The sequence below is a fragment of the Pantoea sp. Cy-640 genome (assembly GCF_011752635.1).
Taxonomy (GTDB): domain Bacteria; phylum Pseudomonadota; class Gammaproteobacteria; order Enterobacterales; family Enterobacteriaceae; genus Pantoea; species Pantoea dispersa.
Window position 1 is genome coordinate 272,627 of the sequence record NZ_VWXB01000001.1, and the last position, 23,669, is coordinate 296,295.

Below are 23,669 nucleotides of genomic sequence, written 5' to 3' on the forward strand. Positions count from 1 at the left end.
GGGAAAAACGCGCCGGACTGAAACTCAGGCTAAATCCAGTAGGGTCTTTCCCACAGGCTGAATCCGGCACGCATGAACCCTCTCCCAATGCCGAATCCAGCACGAATGAACCCTCTCCCTCTGGGAGAGGGCAGGGTGAGGGCCAGGCCGCACCGAATCCCCACCTCAGAACCTCACCGTCCCGCTTTCAGCTTCTGGAACAGCGTTTCGTACTGCACGCTGGCGGCACCGACATCGTTCTGCCACTCGCCGTTTTTGATCACTTCAGCCGGCGGATAGAGTGACGGGTCGCTGGCCACCTCGGGCGGCAGCAGCTTTCTTGCCGCCAGGTTGGGCGTCGGATAACCGATGGTTTCCGCCACTTTAGCCGCCACATCCGGGCGCAGCAGGAAGTTAATCAGCTTCAGCGCGCCCGCTTTATTTTTCGCATTCGCCGGGATCGCCAGGTTATCCATCCAGAAAATCCCGCCCTCTTTCGGCCAGATAATCTGCAGCGGCGTGCCAGCCTGGCGCGCCACCCAGGCGGAGCCATTCCAGATCATGCCGACGTTGACTTCGCCTTCCATAAACGGATTACCGGGATTATCCGAGTTGAACGCCAGTACGTTCGGCATCAGCTTTTTCAGCTCTTCATAGGCGGCTTCAATCTGTTTTGGATCCTGCGTATTACCGGAGTAGCCGAGCTTGCGCAGCGCCATCTGGAACACTTCACGCGCGTCATCGGTCAGCAGCAGGCTCTGCTTATACTGAGGTTTCCACAGATCGGCCCATTGGGTCAGGGTTTTCGCATCCACCTCGTCGGTGTTCACGCCAATGGCGGTTGCGCCCCAGATATAGGGAATGGAATAGTCGTTGTTCGGATCAAACGGCTTGTTCAGCAGGTCGGGATCGAGGTTGCGGAAGTTGCTCAGCTGTGACTTGTCGATCTTCTGCAGCATGCCCTCGTTGCGCATTTTGGCGATGAAGTAGGTCGACGGCACCACCAGATCGTAAGCGCCTGCTTTCCAGGTTTTCAGCTTGGCGTACATGCTTTCATTGGATTCATAGGTGGAATAAATCACTTTGATGCCGGTCTCTTTGGTGAACTGCTCCAGCAGCCCGGGCGGCACGTATTCGGTCCAGTTATAGAAGTAAAGCGTGTTGTTGTCATCCGCCTGAGCGCTTTGCATACCCAGTGCCAGCGCCCCAGCCGCCAGCCAGTGAGACCACTTTTTCATCGGTTATCCTCTATTTGGTTTTATCACGCAGCAACAGCTGACTGGCTGCCACCAGTAGCAGCGACAGCAGCATCAAAATGGTAGCCAGCGCGTTCACCTCCGGCGACACGCCCACCTTCACCATGGAATAAATTTTCAGCGGCAAAATTTCGAAGCCGGGCCCGGTGACAAATGACGACACCACCACATCATCCATCGACAGGGTGAAACTCAGCAGCCAGCCCGCGGCCACTGCCGGCAGCGCCAGCGGCAGGAAAATCTTGCGCAGAATAGTCACTTCGCTGGCGCCGAGATCTTTTGCCGCCTCCAGCATGCGCACGTCAAAGCCTTTCAGGCGCGAATAGACGGTAATCACCACAAACGGCAGGCAGAAAGTGATGTGGGAAAACAGCAGCGACCAGAAGCCGAGCGAAATCCCCAGCAGCATAAACAGCACCAGCAGCGAAATCGCCATCACGATATCCGGCGACATCATCACCACAAATAGCATACCGCTGACAAACGGCTTGCCGCGAAAACGGTAGCGGTACAGCGCCACGGCGGTGAGCGAGCCGATCAGCGTCGCGCAACTGGCCGACAGCACGCCCATGATCAGCGAATGCTGCGCCGCCTGAATCAGGCTGTCGTTATTGACCAGCAGGCGATACCACTGGGTGCTGAAGCCCTGCCAGTTGATGCCGAAGCGCGAGGCATTAAAGGAGTTGACGATCAGGATGATGATCGGAATGTAGAACCAGGCATAAATCACGGCCATGAAGCCGTAGCGTAATCCGCGCGCCATCATTGCAATGCCGCCTTGTGATTCAGCAGACGCGCTGCGCGCCAGTAAACCAGCAGCATCAGCCCCATCAGCAGCGTCATGACAATGCTGGTGGCGGCACCAAACGGCCAGTCACGAATATTGAGGAACTGGCTTTTGATTACGTTACCGATCAATAGGTTCTTTGCTCCGCCCATTAAATCCGCTACGTAGAACAACCCCATCGCCGGGATAAATACCAGTAGCGCGCCGGCAACGATACCGGGCAGGGTCAGCGGCAAAATGATACGGATGAAGGTCTGTAGCCTGCTGGCGCCAAGATCGCGCGCCGCTTCCAGGCAGGATTTATCCAGCTTCTCAAGGCTGGAGTAGAGCGGCAGCACCATAAATGGCAGCAGAATATAGATCAGTCCGAGGATCACCGCTTCCGGGGTAAACATGATGCGAAACGGCTTGTCGATGACGCCGAGCCACAGCAGAAATTCATTGAGCCAGCCGCGCGTGCTGAGAAAAATTTTCAGACCATAAATGCGGATCAGCGAGTTGGTCCAGAACGGCACAATCAGCAGAAACAGCATCAGCGGACGCAGACGCGCCGGCAGTCTGGTCAGGCACCAGGCAAAAGGGTAGCCGAGCAGCAGGCAGCACAGCGTGGCGATGCAGGCCATGTTGAGCGAGTGCAGCAGCACGTCGGCATACAGCGGATCGAGGAGCCGGCCGTAGTTGTTCATGGTGAACACCATGCTGACAAAGTGCGCGTCGTCGCGCGTCAGAAAGCTGGTGGCGAAGATCATCAGATTCGGCAGCAACACGAACAGCGTCAGCCAGCCGACGATCAGCGCCACAATGGCTTTCTGCAGACGATTACGCATCCGTTTCATACGGCAGCACCACCTCCCAGTTTGGCACCCAGCTGACCGCCATTTTCTGGTTCAGCGAGTGGTCAAAATCCGGATCGTCCTCATTAAAGAACTCGCTGACGGTGAGCAGCTTGCCGTTCTCCAGTTCGACGGTGGATTCCAGCGTCATGCCTTTATAGTTGCGTTCGCGTACATAGCCGATCAGGTTTTCGCTGCGGCTGTCGTGATCGATCTCCTCGACGCGCAAATCTTCCGGTCGCAGCAGCACATGCAGCCGATCGCCAGGTTTGACCGGGAACGGGCAGTGAATATCACACTCGCGGCCTTCGACGCGAGCGCGTACCTGCGGCGCCTGCGCGCTGCCGATCACTTCCGCATCAAACACATTGATTTCGCCAATGAAGCGCGCCACAAACAGGTTCGCGGGCTCTTCGTAGATCTCGCGCGGTGTGCCGTCCTGTTCGATGCGCCCGTCACGCATCACCACGATGCGGTCGGACATGGTCAGCGCTTCTTCCTGATCGTGCGTGACAAACACAAACGTGATGCCCAGCTTGCGCTGCAGCGCTTTCAGCTCGTTTTGCATCTGGCGGCGCAATTTGTAATCCAGCGCGGAGAGCGACTCATCAAGCAGCAGCACTTTGGGCCGGTTGACCACCGCGCGCGCAATCGCCACGCGCTGCTGCTGGCCGCCGGAGAGCTGGTGCGGCCGGCGCGCGGCAAAGCTTTCCAGCTGCACCATCGCCAGCGCCTCGTTGACGCGCTGCGTCAGCTCTGCCGCCGGGGTTTTCTGCATGCGCAGGCCAAACGCGACGTTTTCAAATACCGACATGTGCGGAAACAGCGCGTAGCTCTGAAACACGGTATTGATATGGCGATGCTCGGCGGGCGTTTCAGTGATGTCGCTCTCATCCAGATGGATACGTCCGCTGTCGGCGTTTTCCAGCCCGGCGATCAGGCGCAGAATCGTGGTCTTACCGCAGCCGGAGGGGCCAAGCAGGGTGATAAATTCGCCATGACCGATGGTCAGGTCGAAATCCGGGATGATGGTTTTGCCATCGAAAGCTTTACTGATGCCAGAAAGCGTAACCAGCGCCTGTTGCGCGCGTGTTTGCGTCATTTTAGTCACTCAGTCTGATGAGAATCAGGTTACAGCATAGCCGCCGGCGACAGCTTGCCGTGATGAAGGGCGCGATAATACCTGAAAAATGCGCCATTGCCATGTTCAGACACGGAATAACCTTGAAAAGTCTGCAAATTGCTGGAGTATGCTCATCGGGCCAGCCGGACGGGTGGCTGGCAGGGCGAATTTCAGCGCACGATTGGGCTGAGAGGGCTAACCTGAAGGATAATGATTTGACGCAACATGGCGATAATCAGGCCCCATGATAATAATGCAGGTTCTTTAGAGGGATGACAGATGGATCAATTACTTGAGCGTTTTCTCAGTTATGTGGCAGTAGAAACCCAGGCAAAACCTCAGGCGCGGCAGGTGCCGAGCAGCGAAGGGCAGTGGACGCTGGCGCGTCAGTTACAGGAAGAGCTTATTGCGCTGGGTTTTGTGGACGTCACCTTAAGCGATCATTGCTGTGTGATGGGCACCCTGCCGGCAAACGTCGACTGGCCGACGCCAGTGATCGGTTTTATTTCCCACATGGATACCTCGCCGGATTTCACCGCGAAAAATGTCAATCCGCAGATCATTGAAAACTATCGTGGCGGTGACATCGCGCTGGGCAACGGGGATGAAGTGCTCTCGCCGGTGATGTTCCCGGTGCTGCACAAGCTGACCGGGCATACGCTGATCACCACCGACGGTAAAACGCTGCTGGGCGCTGATGATAAAGCCGGTATCGCTGAGATCATGACGGCAATGGCCGAGCTGGCCAAAGGGGATGTGCCGCACGGCGCCATTCGCGTGGCCTTTACCCCGGATGAAGAGATTGGTCGCGGCACGTCGCACTTCGACGTTGAGGGATTCGCGGCTGACTGGGCTTATACCGTTGACGGCAGCGATCTCGGCGAGTTTGAGTTCGAGAACTTTAATGCTGCGACGGCGCTGGTCAAAATCACCGGCAACAACGTGCATCCCGGCAGTGCGAAAAACGTGATGGTGAACGCGCTGGACCTGGCAATGCGTTTCCACGCCGAGCTGCCGGCCAAAGAGAAGCCGCAGTTTACCGACGGCTATGAAGGCTTTTTCCACCTGCACACTATTAAGGGATCGGTAGAGCACGCCGAGCTGATCTACCTGATTCGTGATTTTGATGCCGACAGCTACGAACAGCGTAAGCAGCTGCTGCAGGAGATTGGTCGCCGCGTCAGTAAAGGCCTGCAGGCTGAGTGCTCCATTAAGGTAGAGATCAGCGACAGCTATCGCAATATGCGGGAGAAGGTGGAACCGCATCCGCACATCATTGAGCTGGCGCTGCAGGCGATGCGCGACTGCGGTATTGAGCCGAACGTGAAGCCCATTCGCGGCGGCACCGACGGATCGGCGCTGTCATGGAAAGGACTGCCGTGTCCGAATCTGTTTACCGGCGGCTACAATTACCATGGTAAACATGAGTTTGCGTCGCTGAATGTGATGGCGAAGTCGGTTGAGGTGATCGTGCGTCTGGCCGCGCTCGCGGCGGAGAAGAAGTAGGGCGGAGAGGGGCTGAGCGGGGCTTGCCCTCACCCTAACCCTCTCCCGCTCGCGGGAGAGGGAACCGATCAAGCGGGAATCAGGTTTTGTTTATTGCCTTAACTCCTGTTTGTGCCCCTGTTTTCTTACGCATCTTGTTGCCGGCGCTTTACTGCAATCGTCGCACGGTTTTCTCCCTCTCCCGCGGGCGGGAGAGGGCCGGGGTGAGGGAAACGGGCGCAGAGGACCTGATCAACTCAATCAGCAAAAAACCAGTATCCGCTGTTCACCAGTGCCGCCAGTTGAGCCAGCAGCGAAGGATCGTCCAGCGCATCGCCGAAATCTTCCAGCGTCAATACGTGTTTGTGGGCCAGCGCAGCCAGAACCGACGGATGCGCGCACTCGACGCGCTCACCGTTGACGTACACCGCGTCGCCCAGCGTCAGCACGCGCAGACCGCCGAGGCGCGTCAGTGCATCACCCTGCTGCAGCGCGTCATAAATCTCATCCGGCTGATACGGCGGTTCCGGCGGAGCCACATCCAGTTCGTGACGCGACTGGGAAATAAATTCGCCAAACCACTGGTTAAACTGCTCCGGCTGATTAATCACATCCAGCATCACCTTGCGGATCCCTTCTACTTCTGACGGCAGAATCTGCGATGGGCAGTCACGCGCCGGCACATCCGGATCGCTAAAGCGGTAGCTGCCCAGCTCATGCGCCAGCATGTAGTCCGCAAAGCCGCTGATCAGCTCGCGTCCGTTAGGCGCGCGGAAGCCGACTGAATAGTTGAGCGCGTTCTCCAGCGAATAGCCTTCGTGCGGGAAACCCGGTGGAATATACAGGATGTCGCCCGGCTCCAGCTCTTCATCGATGATGGCGTCGAACGGTTCAACCTGCAGCAGGTCCGGATGCGGGCAGTGCTGTTTCATCGGCACTTTTTCGCCTACGCGCCAGCGACGGCGGCCAGTGCCCTGAATAATAAATACGTCGTATTGATCAAAGTGCGGCCCCACGCCGCCGCCCGGCACTGCGAACGAGATCATCAGGTCGTCGATACGCCAGTCGGGCAGAAAGCGGAACGGGCGCATCAGCGCAGCAGAAGGTTCATGCCAGTGGTTCACTGCCTGTACCAGTAGCGACCAGTTGTTTTCACCCAAATGATCGTAGCTTTCAAACGGACCATGGCTGACCTGCCACTTGCCGTTGTTGTGGCTGACGAGGCGGCTGTCCACCTCGTTTTCCATTGCCAGACCGGCCAGCTCATCCGGAGAAATCGGATCAATGAAGTTTTTGAAACCCCGTTTCAGCACCACCGGGCGTTTTTGCCAGTAGCGCTGAATAAAGTCGGGCCAGTTGATGTCGAGCTGATAGTCCATGCGAGGATTCCGGTTAGGGCCATAATTGCTGCCAAGTATAACAGCCCGCGCCCGGTTCTACTCGCGGTGATGTTCAACTTCCTGCCGCTGAAAAATCACCTCCATGCGGGCGCCGCCGAGCGGGCTGGTCGTGGCGATTACCTGACCGGCATACTGCTCGAGAATATCGCGTACTACCGCCAGTCCCAGTCCCTGACCGGGACGCAGCGTATCGGCACGCTGGCCGCGCACAAAGATCAGATCGCGCTTGCTTTCGGGAATGCCGGGGCCGTCGTCGTCAATGAACAGATGCAGCGCGTTTTCCGTCTGGCGCGCGCTGACCTCAATAAATTCGAGGCAGTATTTACAGGCGTTATCCAGCACGTTGCCCAACACTTCCATAAAGTCATTTTGATCGCCGATAAAGGTCAGCTCCGGCGAAATATCCAGCGTGATCTCAACGCCCTTGCGCTGATACACCTTATTGAGCGCGGAACACAGGCTATCCAGCAGGGCCGAGACCGAATGCAGATCGCGCTGCAGCGGGTTGTGATCCGCCTGCATACTGGCGCGATGCAGGTAGTAGCCAATCTGCTGCGAGATGCGGCTGATCTGTTCGAGCATGACCGGCTCAGCCTGTTCGATGGTCAGCTCTTTGCCACCGCGCAGCGAGCGCAGCGTGCTTTGCAGCACCGCCAGCGGTGTTTTCAGGCTGTGCGTCAAATCCGACAGCGTGGTGCGATAGCGCGTGTAGCGCTGCCGTTCGTTGGTGAGCAACAGATTGAGGTTGCGCACCAGACTGCGCAGTTCCTGCGGCGGGTTGTCGTCAAGATTTTCCCGGTGGCCGGTTTCCAGCTCGCGCACCTGTGAAGTCAGGTGGCCAATCGGACGCAGGCTCCAGTGTGCCGCCAGCCACAGCAGCGGAATCACCAGCAGCAGATTGGCCGCCAGCACATAGCTAAACCACGACCACACCACGTCTGAGTGCTGCAGCTCCTGCGGGATCGAGTCCACCACCACAATGGTCAGCGCCGGCAGATTGGTGGTCGCGTCGTAGCGGTTGACCGCCACCGAGTGGGTGAAGGTGTCATTGCTGTCACTGTCCAGCGCGTGCAGTCGCTGCTGTGCCTGCGGATTGTTACCCATCGCCGCCATACTGGTGCGATTGCTGGTATCGATCTCGTAAAAGTCTGGCTTCATCAGCCAGTCGCGGCGAATGTTTTTGCGGATTTCCGGCACGTCGCGCTGTTGCCACAGCAGCTTACCGCGCTCGTCATAGATGAACACCAGCGTCGGGAAATTGAGCGTCATGCGTTCCGGCTGGGCGATGGTGAGCTTGTTGTCTTTCCACTGCGCGAGGGTGAAGAACAGATTGCTCTCGCCGCGCATCACGCGATAGGTATTTTTATCAAAGCTGACGACGTAGCCAATGACCGCCACCATGCCATACGACAGCGACAAAAACAGCACGATCGCCGCCGTCGCCAGCAGGAAACGCGCGCGTAAGGAGAAAGGGCGCTGACGGCGGAGCAGCTTCATAAATCAGAGATCAAAGCGGTATCCCTGGCCACGCACGGTGTTGATCACTTCGGTCGGGTGCAGCGCGAGAATTTTTTTGCGCAGCCGGCCCATCAGTACATCAATGGTGTGGCTTTCGCGCAGTTCCGCATCGGGATACAGCTGCAGCATCAGCGAGTCTTTGCTGACCACTTTACCGGCATTGCGGATCAGCGTTTCAACAATGGTGTACTCAAACGCGGTCAGCTTGACCGGCGCGTCGTTCACCGTAAGCTCGCGGCGCGACAGGTCAACCTGGAACGGCGGCATGGAGATAATTTGCGAGGCGTGTCCGCTGTTGCGACGCATCAGCGCCTGTAAGCGGGCGGCGACCTCTTCAATGTGGAACGGCTTGGTCACGTAGTCATCGGCACCGGCTTCCAGCGCTTCAACTTTCGCCTGCCAGCCTTCGCGCGCGGTCAGCACCAGAATCGGCTGACGAATGGCATCGCCACGCCAGCGGCGAATCAGCGACATGCCGTCTTCGTCGGGCAGGCCGAGATCGACCAGCGCGATATCGGGAATGTGTTCCTGCAGGAAATAGTCGGCTTCTTTGGCGTCTTCGGCGGCATCCACCTGATGACCCATGTCACGTAACTGGACTGCGAGGTGATGGCGCAGCAGGGCATTATCTTCCACAACCAGAACACGCATAGAATTTCCTTACCTTCAACTCAGTGATGATGGCGAAAAGTATACGCTACGCCAGCTAAACCGCAGATTAACACTCCGCTGTGATGCACTGGCAGGGGAACCTCAGCCACCACGTGACGTGCGTGACTGAGGTAACACCAACTTGCCATAGCCTGAGTTTTCAGAGCAAGGAATTACTTCAGGTCGTCAACCATCTGAATCGCGCGGCCGAGGTAGTTGGCTGGCGTCATCTGCTTCAGGCGCACTTTCTCTGCTTCCGGCAGCTCCAGGCTGTCGATAAATGCCTGCATACCGGCTGCGTCCACGCGCTTGCCGCGCGTCAGCTCTTTCAGCTTCTCGTACGGCTTTTCAATGCCGTAGCGGCGCATCACGGTCTGGATCGGCTCAGCCAGGACTTCCCAGTTGTGATCCAGCTCGTCCAGCAGGCGATCGCGGTTCACTTCCAGCTTGGAAATACCTTTCAGCGTGGCCTGATAGGCGATCAAGGCATAGCCGACGCCGACGCCGAGGTTACGCAGCACGGTAGAATCGGTCAGATCGCGCTGCCAGCGTGATACCGGCAGTTTGCTGGCCAGGTGCTGCATCACCGCATTGGCCAGCCCCAGATTTCCTTCGGAGTTTTCGAAGTCGATAGGGTTAACCTTGTGCGGCATGGTTGAAGAGCCAATTTCGCCAGCAATGGTTTTCTGTTTGAAATGGTTCAGGGCGATGTAACCCCAGATGTCGCGGTCAAAATCAATCAGGATGGTATTGAAGCGCGCGATGCAGTCAAACAGCTCGGCGATGTAGTCATGCGGCTCGATCTGCGTGGTGTACGGGTTCCAGCTGATGCCCAGCGAGGTTACAAACTGCTCGCTCAGCTGATGCCAGTCCACTTCCGGATACGCGGCGATGTGCGCATTGTAGTTGCCCACCGCGCCGTTGATTTTGCCCAGCACTTCCACCTTGCTCAGCTGACGGAGCTGGCGTTCCATGCGGTAGGCCACGTTGGCCATCTCTTTGCCCATGGTGGACGGCGTTGCCGGCTGACCGTGGGTGCGCGACAGCAGCGGAATGTCGCGATACTCCTGCGCCAGGCCCTTCACGGCGGTGATGATCTGGTTCCAGAACGGCACGATCACGTCGCGGCGTGCGGTTTCCAGCATCAGCGCGTGTGACAGGTTATTGATATCTTCGGAGGTGCAGGCGAAATGGATAAACTCAGACACCGCGTGCAGCGCCGGCACGTTGGCTACTTTCTCTTTCAGAAAGTATTCGACGGCTTTCACGTCATGGTTGGTGGTGCGCTCAATGGTTTTGATACGCGCCGCATCTTCTTCGCTGAAACCGGCGACAATTGCATCAAGGAAAGCGTTTGCGTCGGCATCAAATGCAGGAACTTCCTTGATCTCTGCGGTCGCGGCCAGTTTCTGTAACCAGCGAACTTCAACCTCAACGCGGAATTTCAGCAAACCGAACTCGCTGAAAATCGCACGCAGCGGGCTGACTTTATCGCCGTAACGACCATCGACAGGTGAGACGGCGGTCAGAGAGGATAATTCCATCAGTGCAACTCCTGAATCGTTAACAATATAGGGCAGGGCGGCGCTTAATACGCCGGACCCAGCCGGGATAAAAGGGTTTTCGCTTCGCGCAGCAGACGCTGGCGCGCAAACATCAGCTGCAGACGACCGCCGCCGACCTGCTGCCACAGCACCGCCGCGCGGATACCGGCCAGCAGCGCAGCGCGAACTTTGCTCTGCACCTGCGAATTCTGCAGCACCTGCGGTGAGCCGGTCACCTGAATGCGCGGGCCGAGCGGGCTGATCACATCGACGTAAATGCCGGCCATGGCGCTGGTGATGGTGTCTGATTCCAGTTCGTAATGCGCCAGCTGACGATCAAGCTGGCCGATGCGCTGCGCCAGGGTGTTTAGCGCGGTTTTGTTACCGTGCAGTTTACGCTCCAGCACCATCAGGCTCAGGGTATAACGCGTCAAATCGGCGCTGGCACCCTGCCGGCTGCCGCTGTTCAGCACCGCCATCAGTGCTTCCAGCCCGGGGCGCAGGTTGGCTTCATCGTTGCCAAACACCGCCAGCGTTGAGCCTGGATTTAAATCCAGCAGGCTGCGCAGCGACACCTGCAGCGCTGCGTTGTTGCAGTGCCCCTGGTGTGCCAGTTGCTGCACCAGATGGGCTGCCTGGCAAACGCCGGCCAGCGCCAGCGTTATCTCATAATAGTTTTTAGCCACGCTTCACTCCTGTAGACGCGTCGGCAGTGCCGACTCAGGCTTCTGTCAGCGGCAGGCGCTGTTCAATAATACCGCCACCAAGGCACACGTCACCGAGGTAAAATACCGCGGACTGGCCCGGGGTGACGGCCGCGACCGGCTCATCGAAACGCACTTCAATACGATCGTCGCCGTGCGGAATGATCTCGCAGGGAATGTCGCTCTGACGATAGCGGGTTTTCACCGTGCAGCGCAGCGCTGCGGTCACTGGCTGGCGATCGACCCAGTGCAGCTGCTGTGCTATCAGGCCCACCGACATCAGGCGCGGATGATCGCCGCCCTGTGCCACAATCAGTGTATTGCGCGCGACATCTTTGTCGACCACATACCACGGATCGTCATTGCTCTCTTTGCGTCCGCCGATGCCCAGCCCTTTACGCTGACCCAGGGTGTGATACATCAGCCCCTGGTGTTCACCGACCACTTCGCCGTCAACGGTTTCGATGACGCCCGGCTGGGCCGGCAGGTAACGACCCAGGAAGTCGCGGAATTTACGCTCGCCGATAAAGCAAATACCGGTGGAGTCTTTTTTCTTCGCCGTAATCAGATCGAGCTGTTCGGCGATGCGGCGCACCTCAGGCTTCTCCAGTTCGCCGACCGGGAACAGGCTCTGTGCAATCTGCTGGTGGCTGAGCGTGTAGAGGAAATAGCTCTGATCTTTATTGCCGTCGAGACCGCGCAGCAGCTGGCTGGTGCCATTGACATCGGCACGGCGCACATAGTGGCCGGTGGCAATGTAGTCTGCGCCGAGATCGTCTGCAGCGAATTCGAGAAACGCTTTGAACTTGATCTCTTTGTTACACAGAATATCCGGGTTCGGCGTGCGTCCGGCCTTGTACTCTTCCAGAAAGTGCTCGAATACGTTGTCCCAGTACTCAGCGGCAAAATTGATTTTGTGCAGTTTGATGCCGAGCTTGTCACATACGGCCTGTGCGTCAGCCAGATCGTCAGCGGCGGTGCAATACTCCTCGCCATCGTCTTCCTCCCAGTTCTTCATGAACAGGCCTTCAACCTGATAGCCCTGCTGCTGCAGTAACCAGGCGGAAACGGAAGAATCGACGCCGCCGGACATCCCGACGATCACTTTTTTCTGGCTGTTGTCAGACATGACGCACTCTTGATTACGATAAAAACAGGCGGCGCATTCTATCACGCGGAAGCGTTGTGCGCACCCTCATGAAACGGCCACTGATACGGGGCTATCAGCTGCAGCGGATAGCGGGCCCCCTGCTGCCACAGCCGCACGCTTTCGGCCACCAGCGGCGAACGCAGCGTCTCTGCGCTGAGAATTTGCGCGGGCGACAGCCACCAGCAGCAGTCAATATCGCTGTCGTGTGGCGTGGTGGTGACGGTGGCAGGCAGATCGAGGCCAAACAGAAAACGCACAAAAGGTGTATGGTCCGGGGCGATCCACTGCTGCACGCCGAGAAAATAGTCGGGCTGCGCGCTGATGCCGGTCTCTTCGTACAGCTCACGTTGCGCGGCTTCCAGCAGCGTTTCATCGGCCTCAAGATGGCCGGCCGGCTGATTCCAGGTAACGCGGCCGTCAACGCGCTCTTCCACCACCAGTAATTTGCCCTGCGCGTGCACCATACAGGCGACGGTTACATGAGGTTTAAACATCGTTCCTCCCAAATAGTTAACCTGACGTTATCGAAATGTATTAACTACGTCCGGTCGCTGATGTCGCGCCATTCGCCCGGTGCCAAATCCTGCAGCTGGTAATCACCTATGGCAAAACGGATCAGGCGTAACGTTGGAAAGCCAATGTGCGCCGTCATCCTTCGGACCTGGCGATTGCGCCCTTCATACAGCGTGATTTTCAGCCAGCAGGTGGGGATAGCTTTGCGCTCGCGAATCGGCGGGGTGCGCGGCCACAGCCACGCGGGTTCAGGCACCACTTCTGCGCCCGCCGGCAACGTTGGACCATCGTTAAGGGTGATGCCACTGCGCAGGCGGGATAAATCTGATTCCTGCGGCACGCCTTCCACCTGAACGTAATAGATTTTGCCGGTGCGCTTGCCCGGCTGCGTCAGCTGCGCCTGCAGTGCGCCATCGTTGGTCAGAATCATCAACCCTTCGCTGTCGCGGTCGAGACGGCCTGCGGCATACACCTCGCTCACCGGCACAAAATCTTTCAGCGTGCGGCGGCCAGCCTCATCGCTGAACTGCGGCAGAACATCGAAAGGTTTGTTAAAGAGTATGACGCGACGCGGACCTTTTGGCCGCGTGTCACGCCGCGCGGGCTGGCGCGCCGGGGCAGCAGGGCGCTTATGCTGGTGAATTCGTTGAGAAGTTTTTCGCATGGGCTTTGCAGTTGGTAACAATCGGCGCATTATAGCGCGAAACTGCGGTGATTGGCGTGGCGGAAATATTCAAGTAGTATTGACGCGCATCTTACAAATCATTAACAAAAAATCGCTCGAAGGAGAGGTTAATGGAAAGCAAAGTAGTTGTTCCGGCGGAAGGTCAAAAAATCACCCTGGATCAGGGCAAACTGAATGTCCCGAATAACCCGATCATCCCCTACATTGAAGGTGACGGTATTGGGGTTGACGTTTCCCCGGTGATGCTGAAAGTGGTTGATGCCGCTGTGAAGAAAGCCTACAACGGCGAGCGAAAAATTTCCTGGATGGAAATTTACACCGGCGAAAAATCCGTCGAACTCTATGGCCAGGATGTCTGGCTGCCGCAGGAAACCCTCGATTTAATCAAAGAGTACCGCGTAGCCATTAAAGGCCCACTGACTACCCCGGTAGGTGGCGGTATTCGTTCCCTGAACGTGGCACTGCGCCAGGAACTGGACCTGTACGTGTGTCTGCGTCCGGTACGTTACTACAAAGGTACGCCAAGCCCGGTTAAACGTCCTGAAGATACCGACATGGTGATCTTCCGCGAAAACTCCGAAGATATCTATGCCGGTATCGAGTGGAAAGCCGGTACGCCGGAAGCGGACAAAGTGATCAAATTCCTGCGTGAAGAGATGGGCGTGAAGAAAATTCGCTTCCCGCAGCAGTGTGGTATTGGCGTGAAGCCGTGTTCAGAAGAGGGCACGAAACGTCTGGTGCGTGCTGCGGTTGAATACACCATCACCAATGACCGTGATTCCCTGACGCTGGTGCACAAAGGCAACATCATGAAGTTCACCGAAGGCTCTTTCAAAGACTGGGGCTACCAGCTGGTGAAAGAAGAGTTCGGCGGCGAGCTGATCGATGGCGGTCCGTGGATGAAGTTCAAAAACCCGAACACCGGTAAAGAGATCATCGTTAAAGATGTGATCGCCGACGCCTTCCTGCAGCAGATCCTGCTGCGTCCAGCCGAGTATGACGTTATCGCCTGTATGAACCTGAACGGTGACTACATTTCTGATGCCCTGGCGGCACAGGTAGGCGGTATTGGTATCGCACCGGGTGCCAACATCGGTGACGAGTGCGCACTGTTCGAAGCAACCCACGGTACGGCACCGAAGTATGCGGGCCAGGATAAAGTGAACCCAGGTTCCGTGATCCTGTCTGCGGAAATGATGCTGCGTCACCTGGAGTGGTTCGAGGCGGCTGACCTGATCGTTAAAGGTATGGAAGGCGCAATCGCTGCCAAAACAGTGACCTACGACTTTGAGCGTCTGATGGACGGCGCTAAGCTGCTGAAATGTTCAGAGTTTGGTGACGCGATCATCGCGAATATGTAATTTGCCCTGAGCAAATGCAATATGAAAGGGAGCCGCAGGGCTCCCTTTTTTTATGCTGGCAGCGGGAAGGACTTCATGTCACCGCCGGTTTGCCATGCATGACGACCGTGCGATGCGTGGCTTTATTCTGCCGGAGGCTGTAACTGAGCGATCTGGCTATCGCGCGCCTGCGACAAACGCCAGAAATCATTGCCGGCCGGATGCTGGTAAATCCGCAGCGAAAACTGACCGACAATGGCGTAGATGAATTCAAATATCGCCGACTGGGAATTTTCGTAATCAACCCACAGCACCGAGGAGGTAAAGCAATAAACCTCTACCGGCAATCCCTCCGGTGAGGGTTTCATCGCGCGCACCACGATATACATATCTTTTTTAATATCGTCGCGCTGTGCCAGCCAGGCGGTGAGATAGTGACGGAACACCGTGAGGTTGGTAATGCCGTTTTCCGCAAACCAGCGGTCACCGACCACGCTGCTATCGCGGCCATCCATCAGGATTGAAAGCTGCTCACTGACACCGCGAATCTGGCTCATCTGCTGCACCATTTGCTGATCGAGGAAGCGAATGGAGGTCTGGTCGAGATGAAAGCTGCGCATGATACGCCGCGCGCCGGAGGAGAACATCGCCTGCCAGTTGGTGTAGGTTTCAGTCAGGAAATTTTTGGTCGGGATCCGCGACAGCGTATTGTCCCAGTTGCGGATGGTGATAGTGTGCAGGGCGATATCAATCACTTCACCACTGATGCCGTTATCCGGCATTTCAATCCAGTCGCCAAGCTGCAGCACATCGTTCGATGACACCTGAATATTGGCCACCAGCGACAGCAAGGTGTGCTGAAACACTAACATCAATACCGCCGCGACCGCACCCAGACTGGAGATGATGATCACCGGCGATTTGTTCGACATGATAGCCAGAATCATGATGGCGGAAATGATATGCACCAGGATCTTACCGATCTGGATATAGCCTTTTATCGAGTGGTTCTTACGCTTCGACTTACGCGAATAGGAGTTATTAACGATCTCCAGCACTTCGTTAAAGAACAGCGACAGATAAACAAAAAACAGAATGCCGCAGATGGTTTTCACCGCGATCAGCAGATGCTCGGGCAGGTCCGGCATAAACTGCAGCAGGTAATAGACAGTGATCACCGGAATAAAATTCGACAGCTTTTCTGAGAGCCGGACGTCTTTATCCAGCGGCACCTGGTTTTTATGCGTGCTAAAGAACACGCGGCGCACCACTTTTACCACGAAGAACTTGCAGATCAGATGGGTGACCATGCCGGCAACCAGTAACAGCAGCAGGCTGAAGGTGGCGGAGAGCACCGTGTTGCCTTCAATAAACGTTTGTATGTCGCGTAAGTAATTCATTTTAACCACATGCCGGCCGGTTGAGGCGGGAATTCAAACATAAAGCGGCCACGGACGATAAGCGACGCGTGCGCAATAGTGTTGCTACGAGACCAGCGCTTTGCGTGCCGCCTCGGCAAGAAAATGGCTGCGGCTGCTGTAGCGCGCGTTATTACTGACCATCTTATCGATCTTCTCAATCAGCAGATGCGGCATAGTGATATTGATGCGCTCGGATTTGCCCAGATAGCGGGTGACATCAATATCAACGTAGATCCACACGCCGGGCTGGCTAAATTCCTGCTGCCAGTGCTGCGCCGGCTCCGGAATCAACAAGCCTTTCTCCGCCATCAGTTCAAAGTGGGCATGTAGCGCAGATTGCGCATCCTGCAGCGTTTGCTCGGGCGTATCACCGGCAAAATAACAGCCGGTGACATCCGGAAAATAACCACTGGCCGAGCCGTCAGCGTCAATCTCTACCAAAGCGGGAAACAGCATCATGTCACCTCTGAGCAAGCGGAATAAAACCAGCATGGATCAATCCAGCCTGGCGTCTTTCAGAATCTGCATCAGCGTGCCTGTCTTCATGTCCTTCTGCGGATGCGGCACGGTGATCAGATGAGCAAAATCCGGATGTGAGAACTGATGATGACTGCCGCGTATGCGCTCCAGCTTCCAGCCATTCTTTTGCAGCAGTTTAATCAGCGTCGCGCTCTTCATCGGACTTCCTGTAGGTGAAATTATACACACAATACACACTTATGCAAGGCGGTCTCTGCCATCACATCGGCGGGTCATGGCCAAACTAACCGGGACGGCCATGACAGGCACCCGTTGATGCTGCGTTCTGCGTGCTGTTTTCCACGGCTTTTTCCCGCTGCGATAGTGGTTTGCGTAAAACTTTGAAACAGTTAACATCCCGGCACCGGCGCGCGTGCCATTTGCTGGCTGAACCGCTATCTTCAGCCTTCATCAATCCGGAGGTGCTATGCAAGGTGTGATCAAGTTTGTAAAAGGCTGGCTGATTTTTTCCCTGCTGTGGGGCATTTTTATGTGGTTTGTTTCCTGGCAGGCACAGGGCAAAACCCCGGGCATGATGATTGTCATGAGCCTGTATGCCGGTTTGATTTATCAGGCATTAATGACCATGGTGGCGCGTTACAAAGCGCGGCGCGCACAGGCCTGATTATTCACAACTGCCGACATAGCTTTGCGTCGCGCTGACGCTAATTTGCATGACATCCGGCAAGCTGAGCGCTCACTAATCAGCGTGTAAGGCGGGCAGGATGGGAAGAACGTTACTGACGGGATGGTTTTTATTGCTGCTATCACTGGCGGCCAGTGCACAATTACCGGTAGGGCCTGTGGTGATGGCGGGGCAGCATGGGCGCCACCTGGCCGGGCACAGCAGTACGGCAGATGTCGCCGAGACGCCGGATGAACATATTCAGGAACGACGGGACGGCGTGCCGCAGCGGCATTGAGTATCGGGGCCGCACGGGCCCCGATCGCCGGGGATTATTTACGGCCCAGCAGGAAACCGACAATCACGCCGATGCTGGCGGCAACGGCCAGCCCGGTCGCCGGGTTGTCGCGTACCGATCTCACCACGCAGTCTGCTGCATCCTGCACCGCATAACTGGCCTGCGCCGGATAGCGTCGCGCGGCACCGCGTGCCTGATGGCGGCGTGAACCGGTGAACTCGCCAAATTTTTCCTGTACGGCACCCGCCGCTTCATTCAATTTTGCTTCCGCTTTATCGGTCATATTGACTCCCTGAGAGTGGTGAATGTCTCTTTCAGCGTAGACAGAGAAGTGCAGACCAGCAACCTGGTGCCTTTTCAGGATGTAACAGTGGTTTGCAGGAATCGGCATTGCTGTCCATACCTGGTAAGGACCACGCTAAGCTGCGCGAACCTCACGCAGCGCTCACTGAACGGAGGAGAAATGAAACGCGATATCCTGAATGAAGACGATTACGATGAAGTTTGCCGGGTGATTGGTGATGCGGTGATTGTCCTTTCCGAGTGCGGTCATGAAACCAGACGGGAGGAGATTGCCCGTTTGCTGCAGCGTACGCGCCACGATCGCGCCCACGACGAACGCGATGAACAGCGTATGCTGGAACACGCGATTCGTCTGGTACGACCGTAGGCGCAGGGCGTCACGCGGACGCCCTCACTGCTGGCCGCGATACGCCGGGTACCAGCTCACCAGGAAGTGGCGCAGATGATCAAAACACCATTCGGCATCGTCCGCCTGCTGGCAGTAATAGCGAATGGTGACCTTCTCATAACGGCGATGGCGCTGTTGCAGCGGCGACCAGCTCCAGTCCAGCACCGCGCGCGCATAGTTGACCAGCGCGTCGCGTGGCATGCTGTGCTGCTGCTCCTGGCGGCGCAGATACATCTCAAAGAACTGATCGAGGCTCTGTGTCTCTTCGCTGCTACAGTCCAGCGTGGGGCGGAACGCCACATCGAGAAAGCCGCACACGCCATCTGCGCGCTGCTGCCAGTCACAGGCCAGCGTCATAAACAGGCCATCCTGCAGATTGACCTCTTCCAGCAGACGACGCAAATTTTCAGAATGTTTACCGGCGGCGATCTCATCAATGCGATCGGTTTCCAGCGTCAGGTCAAAACCGCAAGGGTTGACCGAGCCATCCGCGTCTCGGGTGGCCGGAAAGGGGAAATCGATATAACCGTTATTGTCCAGACTCTTTTCCATAATGCAGGTCCGCAGCATGACAAACGCTGACAATAAACCATCTGCGCGCGCCACGCACGGCTTATGGACACGTCCAGGTAATCATGGTGTTACGCGCCGGGTTGATCAGGCGGAACTGCTTGTCGCTCAGCCGCTGTGCATAAAAGCCTTCCGGCGTCACGCCAGAAGGGACATAGCGGAAACGGTCGGTGGAGTGCAGTGCGCCGCTGCTCAGCGTTACGCCATCGCGCGCCACCGAAAACGAATTCACCAAATCGAAAATGCGCCCTTCGGTGTGGCCCAGCGACTGACCATAGAGCGTTGCGACCTCGCCGGGGCAATCGACGCCTTTCGGCGTGGAGCTGCAGCCAGCCAGCAGGATAATTGTGAGTAGAAAACTGAGTCTTAACATGGTCCTGTTCCTGGTGCATTCCCTGATTTATGCTGGCCTGACGATGCGCGCCACTGATCCGATCATAGCATGTCTGACGCCACTGCCCATTTGCCATTTGTTTAATCGTTAAGCGGTAAGCATGTAAAGGGGTGACTTTGCTAGCAGATAAACGTTATTCTTGCCAGCGTTGCGCACCAGGTAAGCAAAACAAGGGTAAATCCATGAGAGAAGAAGAAGCCAGTTTAATGATTCTTCAGCACGCGATTGATAAGTTAGACGCCGACAAAAAACAGCAGGTGATGAACTGCGTGACGGCGATCCATGAAGTTATGCAGCGTTTCGATCCAGACGATGCCGGACTGGCGCTGATGCTGGTGGCCGCGCAGGTCGCGGCAGAGTAGCTCCATCCCATTCCGGTCTTAACCATTTATTTCACCCACCAGCCAGCGGTGAATCACCCGCACCATATATTGCTGCTGCTCTGCCGTTAACGGCTGATGCGCAGCAATGCCATGCCATTTTGCCAGACAGCCGCGGCAGCAGGTTGCCGTGGCGTGCTGGGCGATAAATACCGGATGGCCGCGCATTGGCGTCTGTTTGCCATCATTCTTTGGTTCGGCTGCGGCCAGTCTTTGCTGGATAAAATCGGCCGCGTGTTGGTCGATCACCGCCGGGCCTTTCTCAATACAGTACTGTCGCTCTTTCGCGCCTAAATGGAAGCGGCGGCGAAACGGCGATTGCGCCAGCCGCGCGAATAATGCCTGTTCATCTCGCATAACATCCTCCTGACGCGATCTTAGCGCATTTTACTTAACTCGTTACAAAGATATCCCGATCGCATAAAACCTCACAAAATCAGCGATGTGGAGGCGTTCTTCCTGCCCGCACTGGCTGACCCGCGGTCGCAGATTACCGCACCGGCGGCGGTTGTATGTTACCCTCTGGCCAATTAAATTCCTGTAAAATCATGATCTAACCTCAGTGGAGAACCCCATGAAGGCGATAACCCTTGCCGCGCTCCTGATGGCCTGCCAGATTGCCCCCGCGTGGAGCGAAAGCGAATTCCAGATTACCTGCCCGGGCCGCCCCACCATGACGGTATCGCGTGCCGCCTACGGGCTCAGCACGCTGATGTGGCCAACCCGGCATTTCCAGATTGCCGCCGGGCAGCAGCGCACGCGTCTGCAGGACGGCGATAAGGTCGCCATTACCCGTTTCCGCAATGGCGATCAGCTGATCGTGAATAAAAACAGCGGCGAAACCTTTTTCGTCTACGCCGACAGCGATAAGCTGTTGCCCTGCAACCGCACGGAAAAACGCGATGCTGATATTCTGTCGCTGGAGCGCTACGACGACCGCCAGCACCCCTCTTCATAATGCCGCCACAAGGAGCCGACCATGCAATTAAGCGTTACGGATAGCGTCACGCATCAGGATCTGGATGAAATGCGCCTCGGCCTGAACGCCTTCAACAGCCGCTTTATTGACGTCAATGAGATGAAAGCCATCGGTGTGTTCATTAAAGACGGCGCCGGGAAAAAGCTGGCGGGACTTACGGGTTCAACCTATGGCAACTGGTTACGCATTGATATGCTGTGGGTCAGCGATGGGTTACGCGGGCAGGGCGCCGGCAGCCAGCTGATTCAGGCTGCCGAACAGGAAGCCCGCGCACGCGGCTGCCGTTACGCGCAGGTGGATACCGCCAGCTTTCAGGCGCGGCCGTTTTATGAAAAGCTTGGCTATACGCTACGTTTTAGCCTTGATCACTATCCGCGCGAACATCAGCGTCACTATCTGAGCAAGACGCTGTAATCACAGCAGTGGCTGCTGGCGCAGGTCCAGCGGCGACTGTTCCGCTTCATCAATCGCGGCCAGCCAGCTCTGTAAATCGACCTTCGCCCAGGAGAAATGTCCGCGCGTGGTGCTCATCAGCACCACATCCGGACGCAGCGAGCGGTACAGCTCCAGCGACTGCTGCAGCTCCGCAGGATTACTGTCCGGCACCAGCACGCTGATCCAGCGATGGTAATCCCGCGTCAGGGTGTCGCCGACAAACAGGTAGGTCTGGCCGAGCGGTGAGTGATACAGGTAGCTGCAGCTGCCCGGCGTGTGGCCCGGCGTGGGCAGCAGGTGAAAGTCGCCAAAGTGCACGTCCTGATGCGTAAAGGTTTCGTCCGGCTCAATCACCAGGCTCACCGGGCCGAGCGAGCGACTGTGGCAATACAGCGCACTATTGAAGCGCTGCTGAATGGCCCGCGCGCCCGGCGCGGCTTCGTGCCAGTGGGTAAAATAGTGGCGAATCACGCCGCCCGCGTCCGCGAGCACTTCATGATCCAGCAGCTGCTCAACGCGGCCAATCAACAGGTTGCCGCGCGGATGGCGCAGCATAAACCCGTGCATCATTAAATCATTAGCCGTCTCTTCGGCGGGAAATTCCGGCGTGGAGATCCACAAGTCTTCGTACAGCGGCTTCAATAGCGGTCTCCTGCGGCAACACGTCAGCGCAACGTCGGATGGCCGGTAAAAGCTAACCGCGCGGCGCCCTGGTCAATCTCAAGCGTGGCGCTGGCGCCAAGCGGCAGCGTCACGGTATCGGCATCATGGCCAAACGGCAGATCGCTGATCACTGCAATCTGGTACTCGTCACGCAACCGCTGCCACACCGTGGCGAAATCAAAGCCGTTATCGTAATCGGACAGGGCGGTGCTGGTGAAGCTGCCGGTGACAATGGCGCGCTGGCGCGCCAGAATACCACTCTGCTGCAGCTGAATCAGCATACGCTCAATGCGGAACGGATGCTCATTCACATCCTCGATCACCAGAATGCCGTCTTCAATCTGCGGCAGCCACGGCGTGCCAATCAGGGAGCAGATCATCGCCAGATTGCCGCCCCACAGCGTGCCCTGCCAGCGGCCGCGATTCGGACTGGCGCTGTGCCACGCCAGATTGACTGTAGGAGATGTTAGCGCCTGCCAAAAGTGGCTGACGGTAAATTCAGATAAAGCCTCCGCGCCAAAATTGCCGGCCAGCATCGGTCCACTGAAGGTGATTAGCCCGGTTTGCGCCAGCAGCGCCAGCTGAATAGCGGTGAAATCACTGTGGCCGCACAGCGCGACCGGCTGATTAAGCAGGCGACGTTGCAGCGCCACATAGTCGAGGTGATCGAGCAGGCGTGAGGCACCATAGCCGCCGCGCACCGCCAGTACGATATCCGGCAGCGACGCCAGCGACGCCAGCGCATTCACATCCTGCAGGCGCTGCGCGTCATCACCGGCAAAACGCTGCCAGCGGCGCGTAATGGCTTCCGGGTTTTGCAGTTGATGGCCTTCCGCCTGCAGGCGCTCCACCGCACGGCGGGCGGCATCCTGATTGTGACAATAACCGGAAGGGGCGATGAGGCGTATTGAACGAGGGGCGAGCATAACTTCCATCCTGCTGTCTGTTGGCCTGCCGATGATGACGAAATGCGTTACCGAAGTCACGGTAGCACAAGGTTTTTACGTATTTAGGATAAACGGTAATTTTACCTTTTACCGTCATGGTTATGATAGCTTGCGCCAATCTTATAGCGGAACCGAAAATCAGTGAAAATTCGACTACTTATGCTGTCTGCTTTGCTGCTGGCTGGCTGTGCCAGCGAGCCGGAAAAACCGGTGACGCCGGAGAAGAATACGCCATTAACCCAGGCGCCGCCGTCGAAAGTGAATGATGCATGGTCACTGTTTACCGAAGATGCCGCCAGTCATTATGGCGTTGATGAGAAGCTGATCAGCGCCATTATTAGTGTCGAATCCGGGGGCAACCCAACCGTGGTAAGCCGTTCTAACGCGGTCGGGCTGATGCAGATCAAAGCCGCCACCGCCGGACGCGAGGTGTATCGCGCACAGGGACGCCACGGCCAGCCGAGTAACTCCGAACTGCGCGACCCGGCGAAAAATATTGATATCGGCGCGGCCTATATCCGGATTCTGCAGGATTCCGCGCTGGCGGGCATTCGCGATCCGCTGACGCTGCGCTATGCCACCATTGTTTCCTATGCCAACGGTGCCGGCGCGCTGCTGCGCACCTTCTCGCGCGACCGCGATCGCGCCATTGCAATGATCAACGCTATGACGCCGGATGAGTTCTACCAGCACGTGCAGAACAAGCATCCGGCCGCCCAGGCGCCGCGCTACCTGTGGAAAGTCACCACCGCCTATCGCACCATCGGCTAATGCCGCTG

Annotated in this window: 30 protein-coding genes; 9 read left to right on the forward strand and 21 right to left on the reverse strand. The window is 57.0% G+C overall.

Annotated elements, in window-relative coordinates:
- Positions 1–173: 173 nt before the first annotated feature.
- From potD to potA, 4 genes are read right to left on the reverse strand one after another with little or no spacing between them, the layout of a single operon-like run.
- On the reverse strand, positions 174–1,217 hold the full coding sequence (gene potD / locus F3J36_RS01300) for a spermidine/putrescine ABC transporter substrate-binding protein PotD (protein WP_088517713.1): 1,044 nt from the start codon (positions 1,215–1,217) through the stop codon (positions 174–176).
- Positions 1,218–1,227: 10 nt separating this feature from the next.
- On the reverse strand, positions 1,228–2,001 hold the full coding sequence (potC, locus tag F3J36_RS01305; RefSeq protein ID WP_166718687.1) for a spermidine/putrescine ABC transporter permease PotC: 774 nt from the start codon (positions 1,999–2,001) through the stop codon (positions 1,228–1,230).
- Positions 1,998–2,849, reverse strand: a complete 852-nt coding sequence (gene potB, locus F3J36_RS01310) for a spermidine/putrescine ABC transporter permease PotB (RefSeq protein ID WP_166719112.1) — start codon at positions 2,847–2,849, stop codon at positions 1,998–2,000. Before potB ends, potC begins: the two co-directional genes overlap by 4 nt.
- Positions 2,842–3,957: a spermidine/putrescine ABC transporter ATP-binding protein PotA gene (gene potA / locus F3J36_RS01315; RefSeq protein ID WP_159378261.1), complete on the reverse strand. Its 1,116-nt coding sequence runs from the start codon at positions 3,955–3,957 to the stop codon at positions 2,842–2,844. The genes potB and potA overlap by 8 nt, the downstream gene beginning before the upstream one ends.
- Positions 3,958–4,257: 300 nt before the next feature.
- Between potA and pepT the strand changes: the two genes are divergently transcribed.
- On the forward strand, positions 4,258–5,484 hold the full coding sequence (gene pepT / locus F3J36_RS01320; RefSeq protein ID WP_166718688.1) for a peptidase T: 1,227 nt from the start codon (positions 4,258–4,260) through the stop codon (positions 5,482–5,484).
- Positions 5,485–5,720: 236 nt separating this feature from the next.
- Here pepT and F3J36_RS01325 read toward each other — a convergent pair whose 3' ends face one another.
- The 8 genes from F3J36_RS01325 to rluE all read right to left on the reverse strand — a co-directional run bounded on the left by F3J36_RS01325 (position 5,721) and on the right by rluE (position 13,637).
- Positions 5,721–6,842: a cupin domain-containing protein gene (locus F3J36_RS01325; protein WP_166718689.1), complete on the reverse strand. Its 1,122-nt coding sequence runs from the start codon at positions 6,840–6,842 to the stop codon at positions 5,721–5,723.
- Between the two features lie 57 nt (positions 6,843–6,899).
- Entirely contained in the window at positions 6,900–8,360 is a 1,461-nt protein-coding gene (gene phoQ / locus F3J36_RS01330; protein ID WP_021506378.1) for a two-component system sensor histidine kinase PhoQ, read from the reverse strand.
- A 3-nt stretch (positions 8,361–8,363) separates the two neighbouring features.
- Positions 8,364–9,032, reverse strand: coding sequence for a two-component system response regulator PhoP (phoP, locus tag F3J36_RS01335; RefSeq protein WP_010617222.1), 669 nt, complete (start codon positions 9,030–9,032; stop codon positions 8,364–8,366).
- A 173-nt stretch (positions 9,033–9,205) separates the two neighbouring features.
- Entirely contained in the window at positions 9,206–10,576 is a 1,371-nt protein-coding gene (gene purB / locus F3J36_RS01340) for an adenylosuccinate lyase (RefSeq protein WP_088517708.1), read from the reverse strand.
- A gap of 44 nt (positions 10,577–10,620) precedes the next feature.
- The gene (gene hflD, locus F3J36_RS01345) at positions 10,621–11,262 is read right to left on the reverse strand and encodes a high frequency lysogenization protein HflD (protein ID WP_021506376.1); all 642 of its coding nucleotides are present in this window, start codon (positions 11,260–11,262) and stop codon (positions 10,621–10,623) included.
- Between the two features lie 34 nt (positions 11,263–11,296).
- The gene (gene mnmA, locus F3J36_RS01350) at positions 11,297–12,409 is read right to left on the reverse strand and encodes a tRNA 2-thiouridine(34) synthase MnmA (RefSeq protein ID WP_021506375.1); all 1,113 of its coding nucleotides are present in this window, start codon (positions 12,407–12,409) and stop codon (positions 11,297–11,299) included.
- A gap of 41 nt (positions 12,410–12,450) precedes the next feature.
- Positions 12,451–12,924 carry an NUDIX domain-containing protein gene (locus tag F3J36_RS01355; protein ID WP_031279253.1) on the reverse strand — a complete coding sequence of 158 codons (474 nt, stop codon included), beginning with the start codon at positions 12,922–12,924 and terminating at the stop codon, positions 12,451–12,453.
- 44 nt (positions 12,925–12,968) lie between these two features.
- Entirely contained in the window at positions 12,969–13,637 is a 669-nt protein-coding gene (gene rluE / locus F3J36_RS01360) for a 23S rRNA pseudouridine(2457) synthase RluE (protein ID WP_166718690.1), read from the reverse strand.
- A gap of 101 nt (positions 13,638–13,738) precedes the next feature.
- Here rluE and icd point away from each other — a divergent pair, with 101 nt between their 5' ends.
- Complete coding sequence (icd, locus tag F3J36_RS01365; RefSeq protein ID WP_010617214.1) at positions 13,739–14,989, forward strand: NADP-dependent isocitrate dehydrogenase; 1,251 nt, start codon at positions 13,739–13,741, stop codon at positions 14,987–14,989.
- A 122-nt stretch (positions 14,990–15,111) separates the two neighbouring features.
- Here icd and F3J36_RS01370 read toward each other — a convergent pair whose 3' ends face one another.
- The 3 genes from F3J36_RS01370 to F3J36_RS01380 form a co-directional block, all read right to left on the reverse strand.
- Positions 15,112–16,368, reverse strand: a complete 1,257-nt coding sequence (locus tag F3J36_RS01370; RefSeq protein WP_058757608.1) for a mechanosensitive ion channel family protein — start codon at positions 16,366–16,368, stop codon at positions 15,112–15,114.
- Between the two features lie 84 nt (positions 16,369–16,452).
- Positions 16,453–16,845, reverse strand: coding sequence for a type II toxin-antitoxin system HicB family antitoxin (locus F3J36_RS01375; RefSeq protein WP_022548759.1), 393 nt, complete (start codon positions 16,843–16,845; stop codon positions 16,453–16,455).
- A 39-nt stretch (positions 16,846–16,884) separates the two neighbouring features.
- On the reverse strand, positions 16,885–17,067 hold the full coding sequence (locus F3J36_RS01380) for a type II toxin-antitoxin system HicA family toxin (RefSeq protein WP_058757609.1): 183 nt from the start codon (positions 17,065–17,067) through the stop codon (positions 16,885–16,887).
- A 268-nt stretch (positions 17,068–17,335) separates the two neighbouring features.
- On the opposite strand from F3J36_RS01380, the gene F3J36_RS01385 reads away from it, so the two are divergent.
- Together F3J36_RS01385 and F3J36_RS01390 are read left to right on the forward strand one after the other, a co-directional pair.
- The gene (locus F3J36_RS01385) at positions 17,336–17,533 is read left to right on the forward strand and encodes a DUF6404 family protein (protein ID WP_021506369.1); all 198 of its coding nucleotides are present in this window, start codon (positions 17,336–17,338) and stop codon (positions 17,531–17,533) included.
- A gap of 100 nt (positions 17,534–17,633) precedes the next feature.
- On the forward strand, positions 17,634–17,831 hold the full coding sequence (locus F3J36_RS01390; protein ID WP_166718691.1) for a hypothetical protein: 198 nt from the start codon (positions 17,634–17,636) through the stop codon (positions 17,829–17,831).
- Positions 17,832–17,865: 34 nt separating this feature from the next.
- Here F3J36_RS01390 and F3J36_RS01395 read toward each other — a convergent pair whose 3' ends face one another.
- The gene (locus F3J36_RS01395; RefSeq protein WP_021506368.1) at positions 17,866–18,114 is read right to left on the reverse strand and encodes a DUF883 family protein; all 249 of its coding nucleotides are present in this window, start codon (positions 18,112–18,114) and stop codon (positions 17,866–17,868) included.
- A 180-nt stretch (positions 18,115–18,294) separates the two neighbouring features.
- On the opposite strand from F3J36_RS01395, the gene F3J36_RS01400 reads away from it, so the two are divergent.
- Positions 18,295–18,501, forward strand: a complete 207-nt coding sequence (locus tag F3J36_RS01400; protein WP_021506367.1) for a DUF2767 family protein — start codon at positions 18,295–18,297, stop codon at positions 18,499–18,501.
- 24 nt (positions 18,502–18,525) lie between these two features.
- On the opposite strand, the gene F3J36_RS01405 is transcribed toward F3J36_RS01400, so the two are convergent.
- Together F3J36_RS01405 and F3J36_RS01410 are read right to left on the reverse strand one after the other, a co-directional pair.
- Positions 18,526–19,074 carry a hypothetical protein gene (locus tag F3J36_RS01405; protein WP_058769856.1) on the reverse strand — a complete coding sequence of 183 codons (549 nt, stop codon included), beginning with the start codon at positions 19,072–19,074 and terminating at the stop codon, positions 18,526–18,528.
- A gap of 61 nt (positions 19,075–19,135) precedes the next feature.
- Positions 19,136–19,465: a hypothetical protein gene (locus F3J36_RS01410; RefSeq protein WP_166718692.1), complete on the reverse strand. Its 330-nt coding sequence runs from the start codon at positions 19,463–19,465 to the stop codon at positions 19,136–19,138.
- A gap of 203 nt (positions 19,466–19,668) precedes the next feature.
- Here F3J36_RS01410 and F3J36_RS01415 point away from each other — a divergent pair, with 203 nt between their 5' ends.
- The gene (locus F3J36_RS01415) at positions 19,669–19,848 is read left to right on the forward strand and encodes a hypothetical protein (protein WP_031279245.1); all 180 of its coding nucleotides are present in this window, start codon (positions 19,669–19,671) and stop codon (positions 19,846–19,848) included.
- 18 nt (positions 19,849–19,866) lie between these two features.
- Here F3J36_RS01415 and F3J36_RS01420 read toward each other — a convergent pair whose 3' ends face one another.
- Complete coding sequence (locus F3J36_RS01420; RefSeq protein WP_010617204.1) at positions 19,867–20,223, reverse strand: DUF4186 domain-containing protein; 357 nt, start codon at positions 20,221–20,223, stop codon at positions 19,867–19,869.
- Positions 20,224–20,440: 217 nt separating this feature from the next.
- Between F3J36_RS01420 and F3J36_RS01425 the strand changes: the two genes are divergently transcribed.
- Positions 20,441–20,824 carry a hypothetical protein gene (locus F3J36_RS01425; protein WP_058757612.1) on the forward strand — a complete coding sequence of 128 codons (384 nt, stop codon included), beginning with the start codon at positions 20,441–20,443 and terminating at the stop codon, positions 20,822–20,824.
- Positions 20,825–20,845: 21 nt separating this feature from the next.
- Positions 20,846–21,259, forward strand: a complete 414-nt coding sequence (locus tag F3J36_RS01430; RefSeq protein ID WP_021506361.1) for a GNAT family N-acetyltransferase — start codon at positions 20,846–20,848, stop codon at positions 21,257–21,259.
- On the opposite strand, the gene F3J36_RS01435 is transcribed toward F3J36_RS01430, so the two are convergent.
- Together F3J36_RS01435 and ldcA are read right to left on the reverse strand one after the other, a co-directional pair.
- Positions 21,260–21,922, reverse strand: a complete 663-nt coding sequence (locus tag F3J36_RS01435; RefSeq protein ID WP_166718693.1) for an MBL fold metallo-hydrolase — start codon at positions 21,920–21,922, stop codon at positions 21,260–21,262.
- A gap of 23 nt (positions 21,923–21,945) precedes the next feature.
- Positions 21,946–22,869 (reverse strand): muramoyltetrapeptide carboxypeptidase, encoded by a 924-nt coding sequence (gene ldcA, locus F3J36_RS01440; RefSeq protein WP_166718694.1) that lies wholly within the window; start codon positions 22,867–22,869, stop codon positions 21,946–21,948.
- Positions 22,870–23,031: 162 nt separating this feature from the next.
- Between ldcA and emtA the strand changes: the two genes are divergently transcribed.
- A complete protein-coding gene (gene emtA, locus F3J36_RS01445; RefSeq protein ID WP_072208977.1) occupies positions 23,032–23,661 on the forward strand; it encodes a membrane-bound lytic murein transglycosylase EmtA in 630 nt (209 codons plus the stop codon).
- Positions 23,662–23,669: the final 8 nt, after the last annotated feature.

Excerpts from the sequence above, each read along its gene's own strand:
- F3J36_RS01410 (WP_166718692.1), bottom strand. The coding sequence starts at position 19,465 with ATGTTAAGACTCAGTTTTCTACTCACAATTATCCTGCTGGCTGGCTGC.
- F3J36_RS01355 (WP_031279253.1), bottom strand. The coding sequence starts at position 12,924 with ATGTTTAAACCTCATGTAACCGTCGCCTGTATGGTGCACGCGCAGGGC.
- mnmA (WP_021506375.1), bottom strand. The coding sequence starts at position 12,409 with ATGTCTGACAACAGCCAGAAAAAAGTGATCGTCGGGATGTCCGGCGGC.
- F3J36_RS01400 (WP_021506367.1), top strand. The coding sequence starts at position 18,295 with ATGAAACGCGATATCCTGAATGAAGACGATTACGATGAAGTTTGCCGG.
- F3J36_RS01430 (WP_021506361.1), top strand. The coding sequence starts at position 20,846 with ATGCAATTAAGCGTTACGGATAGCGTCACGCATCAGGATCTGGATGAA.
- F3J36_RS01370 (WP_058757608.1), bottom strand. The coding sequence starts at position 16,368 with ATGAATTACTTACGCGACATACAAACGTTTATTGAAGGCAACACGGTG.
- icd (WP_010617214.1), top strand. The coding sequence starts at position 13,739 with ATGGAAAGCAAAGTAGTTGTTCCGGCGGAAGGTCAAAAAATCACCCTG.
- phoQ (WP_021506378.1), bottom strand. The coding sequence starts at position 8,360 with ATGAAGCTGCTCCGCCGTCAGCGCCCTTTCTCCTTACGCGCGCGTTTC.
- F3J36_RS01415 (WP_031279245.1), top strand. The coding sequence starts at position 19,669 with ATGAGAGAAGAAGAAGCCAGTTTAATGATTCTTCAGCACGCGATTGAT.
- rluE (WP_166718690.1), bottom strand. The coding sequence starts at position 13,637 with ATGCGCCGATTGTTACCAACTGCAAAGCCCATGCGAAAAACTTCTCAA.
- pepT (WP_166718688.1), top strand. The coding sequence starts at position 4,258 with ATGGATCAATTACTTGAGCGTTTTCTCAGTTATGTGGCAGTAGAAACC.
- purB (WP_088517708.1), bottom strand. The coding sequence starts at position 10,576 with ATGGAATTATCCTCTCTGACCGCCGTCTCACCTGTCGATGGTCGTTAC.
- F3J36_RS01420 (WP_010617204.1), bottom strand. The coding sequence starts at position 20,223 with ATGCGAGATGAACAGGCATTATTCGCGCGGCTGGCGCAATCGCCGTTT.
- potD (WP_088517713.1), bottom strand. The coding sequence starts at position 1,217 with ATGAAAAAGTGGTCTCACTGGCTGGCGGCTGGGGCGCTGGCACTGGGT.
- F3J36_RS01380 (WP_058757609.1), bottom strand. The coding sequence starts at position 17,067 with ATGAAGAGCGCGACGCTGATTAAACTGCTGCAAAAGAATGGCTGGAAG.
- F3J36_RS01325 (WP_166718689.1), bottom strand. The coding sequence starts at position 6,842 with ATGGACTATCAGCTCGACATCAACTGGCCCGACTTTATTCAGCGCTAC.
- F3J36_RS01385 (WP_021506369.1), top strand. The coding sequence starts at position 17,336 with ATGCAAGGTGTGATCAAGTTTGTAAAAGGCTGGCTGATTTTTTCCCTG.
- F3J36_RS01395 (WP_021506368.1), bottom strand. The coding sequence starts at position 18,114 with ATGACCGATAAAGCGGAAGCAAAATTGAATGAAGCGGCGGGTGCCGTA.
- potC (WP_166718687.1), bottom strand. The coding sequence starts at position 2,001 with ATGATGGCGCGCGGATTACGCTACGGCTTCATGGCCGTGATTTATGCC.
- F3J36_RS01405 (WP_058769856.1), bottom strand. The coding sequence starts at position 19,074 with ATGGAAAAGAGTCTGGACAATAACGGTTATATCGATTTCCCCTTTCCG.
- F3J36_RS01390 (WP_166718691.1), top strand. The coding sequence starts at position 17,634 with ATGGGAAGAACGTTACTGACGGGATGGTTTTTATTGCTGCTATCACTG.
- potB (WP_166719112.1), bottom strand. The coding sequence starts at position 2,849 with ATGCGTAATCGTCTGCAGAAAGCCATTGTGGCGCTGATCGTCGGCTGG.
- potA (WP_159378261.1), bottom strand. The coding sequence starts at position 3,957 with ATGACGCAAACACGCGCGCAACAGGCGCTGGTTACGCTTTCTGGCATC.
- phoP (WP_010617222.1), bottom strand. The coding sequence starts at position 9,032 with ATGCGTGTTCTGGTTGTGGAAGATAATGCCCTGCTGCGCCATCACCTC.
- F3J36_RS01425 (WP_058757612.1), top strand. The coding sequence starts at position 20,441 with ATGAAGGCGATAACCCTTGCCGCGCTCCTGATGGCCTGCCAGATTGCC.
- F3J36_RS01375 (WP_022548759.1), bottom strand. The coding sequence starts at position 16,845 with ATGCTGTTTCCCGCTTTGGTAGAGATTGACGCTGACGGCTCGGCCAGT.
- ldcA (WP_166718694.1), bottom strand. The coding sequence starts at position 22,869 with ATGCTCGCCCCTCGTTCAATACGCCTCATCGCCCCTTCCGGTTATTGT.